This is a genomic window from Mycobacterium sp., from assembly GCF_040509115.1.
GTDB lineage: Bacteria > Actinomycetota > Actinomycetes > Mycobacteriales > Mycobacteriaceae > Mycobacterium.
The window spans coordinates 1-16690 of sequence record NZ_JBEVLO010000563.1 but is presented as its reverse complement, the minus strand read 5'-3'; the positions used below and the strand labels follow the sequence as shown (position 1 = coordinate 16690).

Genomic DNA, 16690 nt, shown 5'->3' with positions numbered 1-16690 from the left:
GACCTTCACCCGGTTCAGCCCGAGCAGGTTGTAGCAGTAGGTCGGGACGCCGTCGTTGAGGTACAGCGACCAGCCGGCGAAGGCGCCGCCCTGGGCGATGATCACACCCTCGGCGCCACGCTCGGGCACCGTGATGTTCGCGGTGACGGCGTGGGACTTGTTCTTGATGACGAGCACCGAGTTCTCCGACAGCCGTCCCATGCCGGCGAACAGCAGCTGACTGTTGCCCTTGATCAGCGCAGGTCGTCCAGCGGTGGTGGGGTTGATGCGCTCGATCTGGCGATCGTCGAGTGGGAGCACGTTGTACTTGACCGCTTCGATCAGCCAAAGACGCTGCAGTTCGTGGAGTTTGTCGGGGTTCGCCGCGGAGAGGTCATTCGCCTGCGACCAGTCGACGTTCCCGTCGTAGAGCTCCCACACGTCGTCGTCGAATCCCGGCATCACGGCACCGGCCATGGCCCACGGCGTGCGGTGCTTGGTCACCGCGCTCCAACCCTTGTGGTAGATCCCGCGATTGCAGAACATCTCGAAGTACTGGGTCTGATGCCGCTCGGGGGCGTTCTCGTCGTCGAAGCTGTAGACCATGCTGGTGCCCTCGTAGGGACTCTGTAGCACCCCGTTGACCAACGTGGGCGCGGGGATTCCCGCAGCCTCGAGCACCGTCGGGGCGAAGTCGATGACGTGGCTGAACTGATTGCGATGGCCGCCCTTGGCGTCAATGCCCCTCGGCCAGTGGACGATCGTGCCGTTGCGGGTCCCACCCCAGTGCGATGCCACCTGCTTGGTCCACTGATACGGCGTGTCCATCGCCCACGCCCAGCCGACGGCGTAGTGCCCGTAGGAACCCTCGCCGCCGAAGTCGTCCAGCTTGGACAGCAGGAATTCGGGTGTCTCGATGTCGGCCATGCCGTTGAAGTTGGCCATCTCGTTGAACGCCCCCTGCAGGGTGCCCTCCGCCGACGCGCCATTGTCGCCGATGATCAGATAGACCAACGTGTCGTCGAGCACCGGACCGAGCGCGTCGAGAAGCCGACCGACGTGATGGTCGGTGTGCTCGAGGAAGGCGGCGTACACCTCCATCTCGCGTTCCAGCACCGGCCGCAGCGCAGGATCCATGTCGTCCCATGCCGGAATTTCCTCGTCGCGAGGGGTGAGGACGGCATCGGGTGCGATGACGCCCAACTCCTTCTGACGCTCGAAGGTAATCTCGCGCTGTCGATCCCAACCGTGGGAGAACTTGCCCCGGTACCGCTCGATCCACTCCCGGGGCACTTGGTGGGGAGCATGGGTGGCGCCCGGCGCGAAGTACATGAAGAACGGCTTGTCGGGAAGCAGCGCCTTCTGCTGTCCCACCCAGTTGATGGCCTTGTCGGTGAGATCCTCGGTCAGGTGGTACCCCTCGGCGGGCGTCTTCGGCGGCTCGATCGGTGTCGTGCCCTCGTAGAGGGCCGGGTCCCACTGGTTGTTCTCCCCGCCGATGAAGCCGTAGAAGTACTCGAAGCCGCCGCCACCGGTGGGCCACGCCGTGAACGGCCCTGCGGGACTCGTCTGCCAAACCGGAACCTCGTGACACTTCCCGAACTGAGCAGTCGAGTAGCCGTTGAGCTTGAGCGTCAACGCCAGCGGCGCCTTGGTGTTCGGCAGCACCGACGTGTATCCGGGTGCAGCGGTGGCGGTTTCGGTGATGTTACCCATGCCGACCGAATGATGGTTGCGGCCGGTCAGCAGTGCCTGCCGCGTCGGCGAGCACAGCGCCGTGGTGTGGAACCGGTTGTACCTGAGGCCGCCGGCCGCGAGCTTCTCGAAGTTCGGTGTCTGACAGGGCCCTCCGAAGGCACTGCTGGCACCGAAGCCCACGTCGTCGATGAGGATGACCAGAACGTTGGGCGCGCCATCGGGCGGGCGAATGTCCCGAATCGGTGGGTAGCTGGTGTCGGGGTCCTTCGCGTCGTAGGTGGTGAGACCTACGGGTGCGACGTCGGGAATGGGGAGGATGTCGCGCCGAACCACGGGCGTCTGGTCGGGAGAACTCATGATGGGTCCGCTCGCCGTAGTGATCGCCGCCAACGGCGATCTCGGACCACACGTCTTGAGTCCGAGGGTTACAGGCTAGGCGGCGCAGTCCGCCGGCGAGCGCACTTTGACGCGGGTGTCGATCACACTCCTCAGGCCACCCAGTAGGCCTGTGCCTTCATCGACTTGCGCGGGATCTTGTAGTCCTCGCGCAGGATCTTCGCGACTGCGCGGGTGGTGCGGTTGTCGCAGGCGACCCAACCGAAGTGGTCGGCGGCGTCGAACGCCGATGAGCCGACGGCCTCGACGAGGGCCTCTCCGGCGTTCTTGCGGTCGACCCACGTGACGTCGGCCGCGGCGACCGGAAGCTCGCGGTCGTCGTGGTGGCTGGACTCGAGGAAGACCTTCGCGGGGGTGTCGGTACCACCTCCCGTCGCTTCGCCCGCTCGAGCGATGGCGCCCAGCAGCGAGTTGATCGCGGGCAACGACGCGGCGTCGCCGACGATCACGTATCCCGCCGGGGCGGGCTCGGGCAGGGCGAAGTCGCTGCCGAGCACCGTCACCTCGAGCGTGTCGCCTGGGACGGCGTTCGTGGCCCATGCCGTCGCCAGTCCCTCGTGGATGGCGAAGTCGATGTCCAGCGTGCCCGCTTCGGCGTCGACGTTGACCAGCGTGTAGCCCCGCTGGTGGGACTTCACGGGTTTCGTGCTCCCCTGGTCGGCTTTGCCGTCGGGAAACCAGCCGCGGACCCACATGGTCGGATGGACCGGACGTTCGTCGAGCAACTCCTTGCCGATGAAGTGCAACCGCAGATAGTTGGGCGTGATCTCCGTGCGACCCGTCACGGTCAGCTCGTAGTCGCCGCCCCGCCACAACTTGACGAGTGCCCCGGCCAATCCGCGCGACGATTTCTGGTCGGCCATGTCATACCCTCTCGTCTAATACTTAGGGCAGCATAACCTAATTAGAATGAGCGGCGGGCTCCTCGCTCGAGCGCTTCGGCCGCACCCGCGTGGCGCGGTGCAACAGCCACGCCAACGGAATCGTCACCACCATCGTCACCACGAAGAGCCACGACATCGAACCGGTGTAGATCGGGAACCGCAGGATCTCCACCATCACCAACTCCATCGTGACGAGGTGGATCAGGAAGATCTCGTAGGAGATCTCGCCAAGGAACACCATCGGCCTGCTCGCCGTGAACCTGAGATACCAACCGCGGTCACCGCCGGTGCCGCGCAGCGCAAGGGGCGCCACCACCAACGTCGAGATGAGCGCATAGAACAGCGTCTTCGCCAACCCCTCGCGGAGTTCGGCGGGTGAAGTGGTCGGCGCCCCCGCGATCGGGGTGGCCGCGATGAGATAGCAGACCAGCGCCAGCGGAACGCAGATCATCGCGTACGCCCGCACCCCCGACGGCAACAGCGCCGCGAGCAACATGCCGCCTGCGAACCACATCAGATACGTGGGCAGCCACAGCGGCGCACCGTCGGGTAGCCAGTCGGTGGTGTGCACGAGCACCAGCCACGCCGGGCTGATGCACGCCAGAATCGCCAGACCGAACACCAATCGCCCAGGGCGCCAGACCCTTCCGCACAACACCACCAGAAGCAGATAGGCCAGCAGCGGGAGTGCCACGTAGAAGGCAGCCTCGACGGCCAGACTCCACATCTGCGTCAGCCCCTGATGCAGGTACGAGAACAGATAGTCGTCGGTGTAGATCTGGGTCAACGTCAGGTTGCGGAACAATCCCAGCCACGTGTGACCGGGATTGGGCCCCGCCGTGCGGAAGTGGTACAGGAGGTAGGCCGCCAGCACGGTGACGACGTAGGCGGGCATGATCCGTCGGACCCGATGCCAGGCGTAGCGGCGCACCGAGGGCGGCACGTAGCCGACGGAGTCGGGCCGCCTATCACCGTCAGCTTCTGCCGCGGCGCGTACCCACGGCGAGAACAGCAGGAAGCCGGACAGCACGAAGAAGATCGGCACGCCGATCTCCATGCGGGAGTAGACGAGTCCGACGTAACCGTGGGTGTACTTACCGGTGGTGTACGCCGCGTGCGTCAGCACCACGAGGATGGCGGCGACCGCGCGAATGCCGGTCAGGGAGGCGATGCGCCCAGATGAGTCAGACGACGTCACTTCGGCTTGTGATGATGACTTGGGCCATCGTGCCGAGCACGGTCGGGTTTGAGGTCGATGAGCACGCCGGAGATACGGGTGTGCTCAAGCTTCTTCAGCGTCTCCCTGGACATCTTCGTGGGCAGTTCGACGAGCGAGTGGTCCATCTTGATCGTGATGTGCCCGAAGTCGCTGCGGTGCAGACCGCCCTCGTTGGCGATCGCCCCGACGATCGAACCGGGGCCGACCTTGTGCCGCTTGCCGACGGCGATCCGGTAGGTCGCAAGATCGCCGCGGACGTTGTCCCGGCGCTTGCGCGGCGGGCCGTCATCGCGGTCAGGGCGCTCGCGGCGCTTCTCCGGCGGCGGCTCCGTCATCAGGAACTCACCACCGCCGCGGCTCTGCAGCGCCAAGGCCGCCGCGATCTCCACCGTCGGCACGTTGTGGTCGCGCTCGTAATCCTCGATGAGCCTGCGGAACAACTCGATCCCCGGCGCACTGAGCGCCTCGGTGATCGACTCGCGGAACTTCTCCACCCGCTGGGCGTTGACGTCGTCGATCGACGGCAGCTGGGACTCGACGAGCTTCTGCCGGGTGACCCGCTCGATGGAACTCAGCAGGTGCCGTTCACGGGGCGTGACGAACAGCAGCGCCGTACCGGACCGCCCGGCCCGGCCGGTGCGCCCGATCCGGTGCACGTACGACTCGGGATCGTGCGGAATGTCGTAGTTCAACACGTGCGAGATGCGGTCGACGTCCAGCCCGCGCGCCGCCACGTCGGTGGCGATCAGGATGTCGATGGTGCCGTCCTTGAGCTGGGCGATGGTGCGCTCCCTGACGGCCTGCGCAATGTCGCCGTTGATGGCCGCGGCCGAGAAGCCCCTGGCCCGCAGCTTCTCGGCGACCTCCTCGGTGGCCTGCTTGGTGCGGACGAACACGATCATCGCCTCGAACGGCTCGACCTCGAGCAGCCGCGTGAGCGCGTCCATCTTCCGCGGCCCCGCGACCTGGATGTAGCGCTGGGTGATGTTCTCCGCCGTGGCGGTCTTCGACTTCACCGTCACCTGGACGGGGTCGTGCAGGTACTTGGACGTGATCTTGCGGATCGCGGGCGGCATCGTCGCCGAGAACAGCGCCACCTGCTTGTACTCGGGAGTCTCGGACAGGATCCGCTCGACGTCCTCCGCGAAGCCCATCTGCAGCATCTCGTCGGCCTCGTCGAGCACCATGTAGTCCAGATGCGAAAGGTCCAGGCTGCCCTTCTCCAGATGATCGATCACCCGGCCCGGCGTCCCGACCACGATCTGCGCGCCGCGTTTGAGCCCGGCCAACTGCGGCCCGTAGGACGACCCGCCGTACACCGGAAGAACGTGCACGGGCAGATGCGCCCCGTACCGGCTGAACGCCTCCGCCACCTGCAGGGCCAGCTCGCGCGTCGGCGCCAGGACCAGGGCCTGCGTGGTGCGGCTGGAGGTGTCGATCCTGGACAGGATCGGGATGGCGAACGCGGCCGTCTTGCCGGTGCCCGTCTGGGCCAGGCCGACGACGTCGGAACCCGCCAGCATCGGAGGAATGGTCGCGGCCTGGATGGCTGAGGGTGACTCGTAACCAACGTCGGCGACGGCCTGCAGCACCGACGGGTGAATCTGCAGGTCAGCAAAGGTGAGTTCGGCGCTCGTCGCGTCAGGGTCAGGAGTCGTCATCGAGCGTCGAGTCTACGGGTAGTCGCAGCTCGAGCTGTCACGACGAGCGGGGCGGTACGGTTGCCCCTCGTGAGGTTCCCGATGGAAGGCGTCGCGGCTCTCGCGGCAACGCTGGCTCTCGCAGGCTGCGGATCCAGCGACTCGACGGTCTCCAAGACCCCGGAGCCGACGGTCCCGCCCGCCGTGTCAGCACCTCCCGCGCCCGACCCGACGGTCGCCTCAGGCCCTGGCCAGACGCCTGCGCCCGCCGACCCGTGCGCCGTCAACCTGGCCGCACCCGAGATCGCCAAGGCCGTCTCCGAGCTGCCCAGGGACCCGCGCAGCGGGCAGCCGTGGAGTTCGGAGCCGCTGGCGGGCAACTACAACGAGTGCGCGCAGCTGTCGGCGATCGTGATCAAGGCCAACACCAACGCCGAGAATCCCAACACCAGGGCCGTCCTGTTCCATCTCGGCAAGCTGATCCCGACCGGCGTCCCCGACACGTACGGCTTCAACGGCATCGACGAGTCCGCGACCGTCGGCGACACCGTGGCGCTGATGTACCTGAACGAGACGTCCGGCCTCAAGAGCGTGGTGCGTTTCCGGTGGAACGGCAACGGCGTCGAGTTGATCGGCAACACCGGCTGACCCCGGTGTCGTCGGCTCCTCGCGTCAGTGTCGTCGGCTCCTCGCGTCGACGCCCTCCGGGGTCACCCCACTGACCTACAGTGGCGGGGATGTTCCTCACCGAGGGTGACCGCCAAGTCGTCTACAGCGCTTCGGATCTCGCTGCTGCCGCGCGCTGCGAGTATGCCCTGCTGCGGTCGTTCGACGCGCAGCTCGGTTGGGGCCCGCCGGTCTCGTCCGACGACGAGCTGCTGGCCCGTACCGCCACGCTCGGCAGCGAGCACGAGCAGCGTCATCTCCAGGGACTCCGCGAGGAGATCGACGCGCGCGACGCCGGCGACGCCGTCGTCATCGGCAAGCCCGCCTACACCGTCGCCGGGCTGACCGCGGCCGCCCGCGCCACCCGCGAAGCCGTCGAGCGACGCGCGCCGGCCATCTACCAGGCCGCGATGTTCGACGGCCGGTTCGTCGGGTTCGCCGACTTCCTGGTTCTCGACGACGACCGGTACCGGCTGAGGGACACCAAGCTCGCCCGCTCGGTGAAGGTGGAGGCGCTGCTCCAGCTAGCGGCCTACGCGGACACCCTCGTCCGCGGCGGGGTGCCCGTCGCGGACGAGGTGGAGCTGGTGCTGGGCGACGGCGCCATCGCCTCCTACCGAATCGACGAACTACTCCCCGTGTACGTGCCGCGCCGGGCCGCGTTGGAGCGGCTGCTCGACGGCCACCTCGCCGGTGGCACGGCGGTGTCGTGGGAGGACGACGGCGTACGGGCTTGCTTCCGCTGCCCAGAATGCGAGGTCCAGGTCCGCGCCAGCGACGACCTGCTGCTGGTGGCGGGCATGCGGGTCAGCCAGCGCGCCAGGATGCTCGACGCGGGCATCACCACCGTGCACGCGCTGGCGGAGCACGACGGCGCCATCCCGGAACTGTCGACGCGGACGGTGACGGCGCTGACCGCTCAAGCCAGGCTGCAGGTCGCGGATCGGGTGGACGGCAAGCCGCCCTACGAGGTTCTCGACGCGCAGCCGCTGATGGTGCTCCCGGACCCCGACAAGGGCGATCTGTTCTTCGACTTCGAGGGCGACCCGCTGTGGACGGTCGACGGCACCGAATGGGGTTTGGAGTACCTGTGGGGCGTGCTCGCGACGTCGGCGGGATCTGCCGGCTCGCAGGCGGCCGACGACTTCACCCCGTACTGGGCACACGACAGGGCCAGCGAACGCCAGGCACTCGTCGACTTCCTGACCATGGTGCGCAAGCGCCTCAAACGCCACCCCGGCATGCACGTCTACCACTACGCCGCCTACGAGAAGAGCACGCTGCTCCGGCTGGCCGGCCGCTACGGCGTCGGGGAGAACCAGGTCGACGACCTCCTGCGCAACGGCGTGCTGGTCGACCTGTATCCCTTGGTGCGCAAGAGCATTCGGGTCGGCACCGAGAGCTACTCCATCAAGTACCTCGAACCGCTCTACATGGGCAACGAACTGCGCGACGGTGAGGTGACCACCGCCACGGACTCCATCACGCAATACGCCCGGTTCTGCGAACTGCGCGACGCCGGAAACGCCGACGAGGCTGCCACCGTCCTCAAACAGATCGAGGACTACAACCGCTACGACTGCCGGTCCACGCGACGCCTACGGGACTGGCTGATGGCCAGGGCCATCGAATCCGAGGTGCCGCCGCGCGGGCCGTTGGCCGTACGCGGGCCCGACGCCGGAGCGCGGGTCGAGATCGCCGACGCCGTGGAACGCACGCTGCTGAAGTTCGCCGGGGACGGGGTAGCGGAGCGCACTGCGGAGCAGACCGCTGTCGCCATGGTGGCGGCCGCCCGCGGCTATCACGCGCGCGAGGACAAGCCGTTCTGGTGGGCGCACTTCGACCGGGTCAACAACCCGGTCGACGAATGGGCCGACAACGGCGGCGTGTTCACCGCCGAGTCCGCCAGCGTCGTCACCGACTGGCACACGCCGCCGAAGGCCCGCAAGCCGCAACGGCGGGTGCGTCTGGTCGGCGAGCTGGCCAACGGGGAACTCGCGAAGTCGATGTACGCGCTGTACGACCCACCCGCACCCGCTGGCCTCGCCGACGATCCGGACCGGCGGGGGTTCGGCTCGGTGACGGTCGTCGAGTGCGACAACCCCGAGGCGCCAAGCGAGGTCGTGATCGTCGAGAGGCCGCCGAAGGATGGCGATTGCTTCGAGCAGGTGCCGTTCGCGCTGGTGCCGGGACCGCCGATCCCCACCACACCGCTACGGGACTCGATCGAGGCGACCGCGGGCCTCGTGGCCGCGGGCCTGCCCAACCTTCCCTCCGACGCCGTCACCGACATCCTGCTGCGCCGTCCACCGCGTACCACCGCCGGCGGCCCGCTGCCCCGCACCGGCGACGTCGCCGATGACATCACCGCCGCCCTCCTGGACCTCGACTCTTCCTACCTCGCGGTGCACGGGCCGCCTGGCACGGGCAAGACGTTCACCTCCGCGAAGGTGATCGCGCGCCTCGTCACCGACCACGGGTGGCGGGTGGGAGTGGTGGCGCAGTCACACGCAGTGGTCGAGAACCTGCTCGCTTGCGTGCTCGACGCGGGCGTCGACGCGGAGCGGGTCGGCAAGAAGAAGTCCCCTGGTGCGCCGTGGCAGGACGTCGACGAGAAGGACTACGCCTCCTTCATCGCCCGCCACGACGGTTGCTTGATCGGCGGCACCGCATGGGACTTCGCGAACGACCGCCGCGTGCCGCGCCGATCGCTCGACCTGCTGGTCGTCGAGGAAGCTGGCCAGTACAGCCTGGCCAACACCATCGCAGTCGCCTCCGCGGCAAGGAACCTGCTGCTGCTCGGCGATCCCCAGCAGCTGCCCCAGGTCAGCCAGGGCACCCACCCCGAACCCGTCGACCACTCGGCGCTGGGCTGGCTGGTCTCGGACGGACCGGCGGGACACCACACCCTGCCCGCGGAGCGCGGCTACTTCCTGGATCTGTCGTACCGCATGCATCCCGCGGTGTGCGGACCGGTGTCCCGGCTGTCCTACGACGGGCGGCTCCACTCGCAGGAACGGGTGAGCGCCGCGCGGCGCCTCGACGGCGTCGTCCCAGGGGTGCGGGTGTTGGAGACCTACCACGACGGCAACTCGACCGACAGCCCCGAGGAAGCCGCCGCGATCGCCGGCGAAATCACCAGGCTCCTCGGAGCGGCGTGGACCGACGAAGAGGGCACCGTGCCCCTGGCCCAAGAGCACGTGCTGGTGGTGTCCCCGTACAACGCCCAGGTGGTGACTCTGCGTCGCACGCTCGACGCCGCCGGACTGCCCGACGTCCAGGTCGGTACCGTCGACAAGTTCCAGGGCAGACAGGCACCGGTGGTGTTCGTGTCCATGACGGCCTCCTCGGCGGCCGACGTGCCGCGCGGAATCTCGTTCCTGCTCAACCGGAATCGGCTCAACGTCGCGGTGAGCCGCGCCAAGTACGCCGCGGTGATCGTGCGCTCGCCACTACTGACCGACTACCTGCCAACCACGCCCGCCGGACTGATCGAACTCGGCGCGTTCTTGTCGTTGACGCAGTGTGATACACCGGCACAGTGACCGACACGCCGACCGCCCGGCTCGCCGAGATCGTCGGCTCCACGTACGTCAGCACCGATCCCGACGTGCTCTCGGGCCGCTGCGTCGACTACACCGGGCGCTATCGCGGACGCGCCTCCGCGCTGGTCCGGCCCGGCACTGACGACCAGGTCGCCGCGGTGCTGCGGGTCTGCCGCGAGGCGGGCGTCTCGGTGACCGTGCAGGGTGGGCGGACGTCGCTGGTCGCGGGAACCGTCCCCGAACACGACGACGTACTGCTGTCCACCGAGCGACTCTCCGGCATCGGCGAGGTCGACACCGTCGAACGCCGGGTGCGCGCAGGCGCTGGGGCGACGTTGGCCGCCGTGCAGCGCGCCGCCACCGACGCCGGGCTGGTGTTCGGCGTCGACCTCGCGGCCCGCGACTCGGCGACCGTCGGCGGCATGGCCTCGACCAACGCGGGCGGGTTGCGCACCGTGCGCTACGGGAACATGGGCGAGCAGGTCCTCGGCCTGGACGTTGCGCTGCCCGACGGGTCGGTGGTGCGCCGCCACAGCGAAGTGCGCAGCGACAACACCGGATACGACATGGCGTCGCTGTTCGTCGGCGCCGAGGGCACCCTCGGGGTCATCACGGCCTTGGACCTGCGGCTGTATCCCACACCGGCGCAACGCATTACGGCCATCGCCGGCTTCGACGACCTGAACGCGCTGATCGCGGTCGGTCGCGAATTCCGCGACGCCGACGGCATCGCCGCACTCGAACTCGTCGACGCGCGGGCCAGCGCCCTGACCGCCGAGCACATGGGGGTCGGCCCCGCCGTCGACGGCGCGTGGCAGCTGCTGATCGAGCTGGCGGGCGACGTCGATCACACCGATCGACTGGCCGAGGCGCTCGAGGGCGCCGAGCTGGCCGGTGAGCCCGCGGTGGGGGTGGACACCGCCACCGCGCAGCGACTGTGGCAGGTGCGCGAGGCGGTCGCCGACGTCCTAGGGGTCTACGGTCCCCCATTGAAGTTCGACGTGTCGCTGCCGCTGTCGATGATCAACGAATTCGCAACCGCGGCAACGGAACTGGTCGCCGAGCAGGCACCGGACGCCATCCCCGTGCTGTTCGGTCACATCGGCGAGGGCAACCTGCACCTGAACCTGGTGCGCTGCGTACTCGACGCCGATCGGGAGCGCGGGCTGTACTCCGCGATGATGGCGCTGATCGCCTCCTGCCACGGCAACGTGAGCTCCGAGCACGGGGTGGGCACTCGCAAGAGGGACTACCTGTCGATGTCGAGAACCGATGCCGACGTCGCGGCCATGCGTGCGGTGAAGGCGGCGTTCGATCCGGCGGGCTACTTGAATCCCGCGGTGCTCTTCGACTGAGGCAGGCGTCCGGCGGGCAGGAGCGAAGCGCCCGGGGTCAATCCCGGAATCGCATCGAGTGCTTGCCGTAGGTTCCGGCGTCGTCGTCACGGTCCTCGGCTCGGGAGTGCCTGCCGCTGCGGCGCACCGGAGGCAGAGGCTGCGCGGTCTCCTCGTCGTGGACGTGAAAGCCGTTGTGCGCAAAGCCGATGGGCTCCGGCCTCGGCGCAGGAGGGGGCGGGGGTGCCTGCGGGACGTCGGCCAGGAGATCCTCCAGCAGGCTTCGGCGGGGGCCGTGCCCGTTGTGCGCGGGCGGCTGAACCGGGATGACGTCGGTCTGCCGGTCGGCGGGCATGGTCCGGCGCGCCGGGTCCTCGCCCTCCATGAGACTGTGCCAGGTCTCGACGGGGCCGCCGTGCCAATCGTCGGCGGGCGCGTGCAGCGGATGCCCCACCGGGACGTCGAGCGGCTCGGTGTCACCGTCGAGCGGCACACCGCTCACGGGCGCGGCCACGTCCGGGGTCAGCTCGTCGGGCGCCATGTCCTCCGGCGAGAGGGGCGCCGGTTTGGCCCAGCCCGGATCCTCGCCCGCCCCGACCCAGCCCGGATCCTCGCCCGCCCCGACCCAGCCCGGATCTTCACCCGCCCCAGCCCAGGCTGGATCCTCACCCGCCCCAGCCCAGGCTGGATCTTCACCCGCCCCAGCCCAGGCTGGATCTTCACCCGCCCCAGCCCAACCCGTGTCGTCCCAGTCGACGGTGTACTCGACGTAGTCGTCGTCATCGGGGAAGTAGTCGGGTTCCCGCGCGGGGCCGTTCGGCGCCGCCCGGCCGGACAGCATCGTCGACGACGGCCGGTCGCCGAAACCGCGCAGGAACAACGCCGCGATCACACCGAACAGCGACACGAACGCCGGCAGCAGCAACGCTTGCGAGAGGGCGGCCGAGAACGGCTCGTGCAGGAAGTCGGGAAGTCGCGTCACCGAGCCCTCGCCGGCGCCAGGGTCCATCTCCGCGGGAATCCGATCGGCGATCTGCGACGTCATGAACGCCGCCATCCCGGCGCTGCCGAGAACGCCGCCCACCTGACGCGTCGCGTTGTAGACGCCGGAGCCGGCGCCGGCCAGGTCCGGGGGCAGGTTGCGGGTCGCGGTGGCGGCCAGCGGCGACCAGATGAACGCCATGCCGACGCCCATCAGCAGGAACGGCAGCAAGAGGCGCCAGATGGGCGTCGTCGGCGTCATCTCGATCGACAACCAGGTCATCGCGATGGCCAGCGCGGAGAACCCGAAACCGACGATCGGCCGCGGATGGACGCGATCGACGAGCTTGCCGACGAACGGCGCCAGCACGCCCGTCGCGACCGGCATCGGCGCCGTCAGCAGGGCCGCCTGGGTGCCGGACAGTCCGCAGACCGCCTGTGCGTAGAACATGACCGGCAGGATCATCGCCGTCACCGCGAAGGCAATCACCGAGATGCCGAGGTTGGACATGCTGAAGTCGTTGTCGCGGAAGATTCTCAGCGGTATCAGCGGCTCGCGGGGATTGACCGCCTGCCAGTACACGAAGCCCGCCATCGCGGCCAACCCCACCAGAACCATGGCCCAGATCCACACCGCCCAGTCGTGGCTCTGGCCCTCCTGCAGGGCGAACACGACGAGGAACATGCCGACGCCCGACAACGCGACGCCGAGGACGTCGAACCCATGCCTCTCCGTGGACAACGTCGGGATGAACACGTACGCCAACGCCAGGCCGACGATTCCGATCGGCACGTTGACGATGAAGATCCACTGCCACCCGAGACCGTCGACCAGGACTCCCCCGGCCAGCGGCCCGACGAGCGTCGCCACTCCCGCCGTGGCACCCCACACGCTCAGCGCGACCCCACGCCGGTCCGGCGGGAAGATCCTGGTGATCGTCGACAGCGTCTGAGGCGTGAGCAGCGCAGCGCCGAAGCCCTGCACCACGCGCGCGGCGATGAGCATCTCGATGCTGCCGGCAAGACCGCACCATAGCGAGGCGGCGGTGAAGACCGCGAGCCCGGCCAAATACATGTTCCTCGGCCCGAACCGGTCGCCGAGCCTGCCCGCCAGAAGCAGCGGCACCGCATACGCCAGCAGATAGGCACTGGTCACCCAGATCACCGCGTCGTAGTCGGCGTCGAGAGCGTCCATGATCCCCGGGTTCGCGACGGCCACGATCGTCGCGTCCAGCAGGATCATGAAGAAGCCGAAGAGCATCGCCCACAGGGCGTTCCACGGGTTGTCGGTGCGGGGGCGGAGCAGATCGTGGAGCGCCGTCATGGCAGCGCCTCGGCGGCGCAGGGCATCCCCAAGTGAACCAGTGTCTGCAGCATGTACTCGACCAAGCCTCGTGAAGCTATCGAGCCGACGCTACGGACCCGCCGGTCTTCCGACAAGTCGACCGGTCGGGGTCAGTGGCAAACAGCGCAGTTCACGCCGCCTCCGGCACGCCTGCCACGGCGGCGTCGCTGCTGGACCCCGTCACTCCCACGGCGAGAAGGGCGACCAGCGCGATCACGGCACCGGCGGTCATCACCACGGCCAGCGCGAGCTCGTCATTGCCGAGGACGCCGACCAGCGGCGCGACCGCGGCACCGAGGCCGAACTGCGCCGCACCGAGCAGGGCCGCTGCCGTACCGGCGGCGTCGGGGTGACGTGACAACGCGACGGCGGGCGCGTTGGGGATGACGAAGCCCATCGCCGCGAGGATCGCCCAGATGGGCAGCACGAAGGCCGGCAGGCCACCGACGCCCACGGCGGCAAGGACCACGAACACTGCACCGGCCACCGCCGACGCCGCCAACGCCCACACCGTGATCTTCTGCGGCGTGAACCGTCGCAGCAGCACGACGTTGAACTGCGTGGCCGCGATCAGCGCCACCGCACCGGCACCGAACACCAGGGCGAACGACTGCTGGTTGAGGCCGTGGCGCCCCTGCAGCACGAAGGACGCCCCTGCGATGTAGGCGAACAGCCCCGACATGCCAAGCGCCGCCACCAGGACCAGGATGACGAACCGCCTGTCGCGGAGCAGCTCGCCGTAGGTGGCGAAGATTCCCCGCACCTTCAGGGGCCGACGGTGCGAGACGGCCAGCGTCTCCGGCAGCGCCATCGCGGCGATCAACAGCAGCAGACCGGCAAGGACGACCAGAACGGCGAACACCCAGTGCCAGGAGGCCTTCAGCAGCACTGCCGCACCAAGGGAGGGGGCCACGACCGGCGCGACTCCCAGAACCAGCATCAGGCGCGACATCACGGTCGCGGCGGTACGGCCCGAGAACAAGTCACCGACGACGGCGATCGCCACCACCATCGTCGCCGCGGCCCCGACGCCCTGCAGGCCGCGGGCGATGCCCAGCACCGCGATGTTTGGCGCGAAGAGGCACAGCAGTGACGCCGCCATGTGCAGCACGATGCCCGCCATCAGCGGCCGACGGCGGCCGAGGGAATCCGACAGCGGCCCGATGACGAGTTGCCCGATCGCGAGGCCCGCGAGCGTTCCGGTCAGGGTCAGCTGGACGATGGACGACGACACCGCGAGGTCGTCGGCGATCTTCGGCAGCGCGGGCAGATACATGTCGATGGTCAGCGGGCCCAGCGCGACCAACAAGCCCAGCACGATGATCATGCGGACCTGACTGGGCGCGCCCGCGGTTTTCGTCGACGCGGGAGCAGCCTGGCTCGGCGAGTCCGTCGCCGTCACATCCGGCCCGGTCGGTGCAGCGCTCTTGAGGTCCACGTTTCCTGATGCTGCCATGAAAGTGGTTAGCAACGCGTATCAATGTTTTCTTCCCGGGCCCGGCGGTGACCGATCTCACCGTCGGGCACCGTCGGGACGCTCCGTTCGTTACCCGGAGGTCAACACCGGTTAGCCTTGGGCTAATCGGTTCGCACACGAGAGGCCGAAGACATGAGCGCTCGCTCCAGCGCCAAGAGCCAACTGCCCGCTGTCGGAAAGAACGCCGCCGACGATCCGAGCGTCGCAGCACGCGCGCTGTCTCAGATCATCGAACGCGGCGCCCGTGTCCAGGCGCCTGCGGTCAAGGCGTATGTCGATCGTCTCCGCGAGGCTGCGCCCGAGGCGACCCCCGCCGAGATCGTCGACAAGTTGGAGAAGCACTACCTCGCCGCCGTGGTGGCCAGCGGCGCCGCCGTCGGGTCGGCCGCGGCGTTCCCCGGCATCGGCACCCTGGTCGCGATGTCGGCGGTCGCCGGGGAGACGGTGGTCTTTCTCGAGGCCACGGCGGTATTCGTGCTGGCCATGGCTGAGGTTCACGGGATCCCCGCCGAGCATCGGGAGCGCCGCCGCACCCTCGTTCTGGCCGTGCTGGTCGGTGACGACGGCAAGCACGCGGTCGCCGATCTGATCGGCACGGGACGCACGGGCGGGGCGTGGCTGGCCGACGGGGCGGCCTCACTTCCGCTGCCCGCGGTGTCGCAGCTGAACTCCCGGTTGCTCAAGTTCTTCGTGAAGAAGTACGCACTCAAGCGGGGAGCGATCGCGTTCGGCAAGTTGCTTCCGGTCGGAATCGGCGCCGTGATCGGTGGCGTCGGCAACCGGGCGATGGGGAAGAAGATCATCAAGAACGCCAGCAGTGCGTTCGGCAGCCCGCCGCCCCGGTGGCCCGCCACACTGCACGTGCTGCCCGCCCCACCGGGCACCCCCGCGATCGAGTAGGACCCAGCCCGGGAACGAGTTCGGGCCGTCATCGACGTCGGTCCGATGTGACAAGTGCCGTTGACGGTTCCGCGCCCCTCTGGAAGCGCTAGCCTTTATGCGGCAAAAGGAGCGAGCGGCAGACGGCGCGCCCGCGGAGTTAGAAGGAATCGAGGCGAGTAGCTGCCGTGAGCAGTTCACCTTCACCATTCGGTCAGAACGAGTGGCTAGTCGAGGAGATGTACCGCAAGTTTCGCGAGGATCCCTCCTCCGTCGACCCGAGTTGGCACGAGTTTCTCGTCGACTACTCCCCTGAACCGGCCAACGAGACGGCGACGTCCGGTGCCGCAAGTAGCAACGGGCACGCCGCGTCGAAGTCAGCGACCGCGACGGCTCCCAAGCCCGCGGTAGCCGAGCCGGCCACGTCCGAATCGCCCAAGTCCACGAAAGAGCCCGCCAAGGCCGAATCGGCGAAGGCCGCACCCGCCAAGACCGAGCCCGCCAAGGCCGAATCGCCCAAGCCGAAGGCGCCCGCACCTGCCGCCGACGGCGACGAAGTAGCGGTGCTGCGCGGCGCCGCCGCGGCCGTCGTCAAGAACATGAACGCGTCCCTGGACGTGCCGACCGCCACCAGCGTGCGGGCCATC

Annotated in this window: 11 protein-coding genes; 5 read left to right on the top strand and 6 right to left on the bottom strand. The window is 68.6% G+C overall.

The window, feature by feature from the left end:
- The 4 genes from ABW137_RS37360 to ABW137_RS37345 all read right to left on the bottom strand — a co-directional run.
- On the bottom strand, nt 1–2034 hold a 2034-nt coding region (locus tag ABW137_RS37360; protein ID WP_526408288.1), incomplete at its 3' end, for an arylsulfatase.
- A gap of 131 nt (nt 2035–2165) precedes the next feature.
- Complete coding sequence (locus ABW137_RS37355; protein WP_526408286.1) at nt 2166–2936, bottom strand: siderophore-interacting protein; 771 nt, start codon at nt 2934–2936, stop codon at nt 2166–2168.
- A gap of 37 nt (nt 2937–2973) precedes the next feature.
- Nucleotides 2974–4155, bottom strand: coding sequence for an acyltransferase family protein (locus ABW137_RS37350; RefSeq protein WP_526408284.1), 1182 nt, complete (start codon nt 4153–4155; stop codon nt 2974–2976).
- Nucleotides 4152–5837, bottom strand: a complete 1686-nt coding sequence (locus ABW137_RS37345) for a DEAD/DEAH box helicase (RefSeq protein ID WP_526408282.1) — start codon at nt 5835–5837, stop codon at nt 4152–4154. The genes ABW137_RS37350 and ABW137_RS37345 overlap by 4 nt, the downstream gene beginning before the upstream one ends.
- 81 nt (nt 5838–5918) lie before the next feature.
- Between ABW137_RS37345 and ABW137_RS37340 the strand changes: the two genes are divergently transcribed.
- From ABW137_RS37340 to ABW137_RS37330, 3 genes are all read left to right on the top strand, one after another.
- Nucleotides 5919–6464, top strand: coding sequence for an LppP/LprE family lipoprotein (locus ABW137_RS37340; RefSeq protein ID WP_526408292.1), 546 nt, complete (start codon nt 5919–5921; stop codon nt 6462–6464).
- Between the two features lie 89 nt (nt 6465–6553).
- Nucleotides 6554–10027 carry a TM0106 family RecB-like putative nuclease gene (locus ABW137_RS37335; RefSeq protein ID WP_526408280.1) on the top strand — a complete coding sequence of 1158 codons (3474 nt, stop codon included), beginning with the start codon at nt 6554–6556 and terminating at the stop codon, nt 10025–10027.
- On the top strand, nt 10024–11382 hold the full coding sequence (locus ABW137_RS37330; RefSeq protein WP_526408278.1) for an FAD-binding oxidoreductase: 1359 nt from the start codon (nt 10024–10026) through the stop codon (nt 11380–11382). Before ABW137_RS37335 ends, ABW137_RS37330 begins: the two co-directional genes overlap by 4 nt.
- 37 nt (nt 11383–11419) lie before the next feature.
- On the opposite strand, the gene ABW137_RS37325 is transcribed toward ABW137_RS37330, so the two are convergent.
- Nucleotides 11420–13666: an MFS transporter gene (locus ABW137_RS37325; RefSeq protein WP_526408276.1), complete on the bottom strand. Its 2247-nt coding sequence runs from the start codon at nt 13664–13666 to the stop codon at nt 11420–11422.
- A 151-nt stretch (nt 13667–13817) separates the two neighbouring features.
- On the bottom strand, nt 13818–15143 hold the full coding sequence (locus ABW137_RS37320) for a multidrug effflux MFS transporter (protein WP_526408274.1): 1326 nt from the start codon (nt 15141–15143) through the stop codon (nt 13818–13820).
- 153 nt (nt 15144–15296) lie between these two features.
- Here ABW137_RS37320 and ABW137_RS37315 point away from each other — a divergent pair, with 153 nt between their 5' ends.
- Complete coding sequence (locus ABW137_RS37315; protein ID WP_526408272.1) at nt 15297–16064, top strand: hypothetical protein; 768 nt, start codon at nt 15297–15299, stop codon at nt 16062–16064.
- 218 nt (nt 16065–16282) lie between these two features.
- On the top strand, nt 16283–16690 hold a 408-nt coding region (locus ABW137_RS37310), incomplete at its 3' end, for a 2-oxoglutarate dehydrogenase E1 subunit family protein (protein ID WP_526408290.1).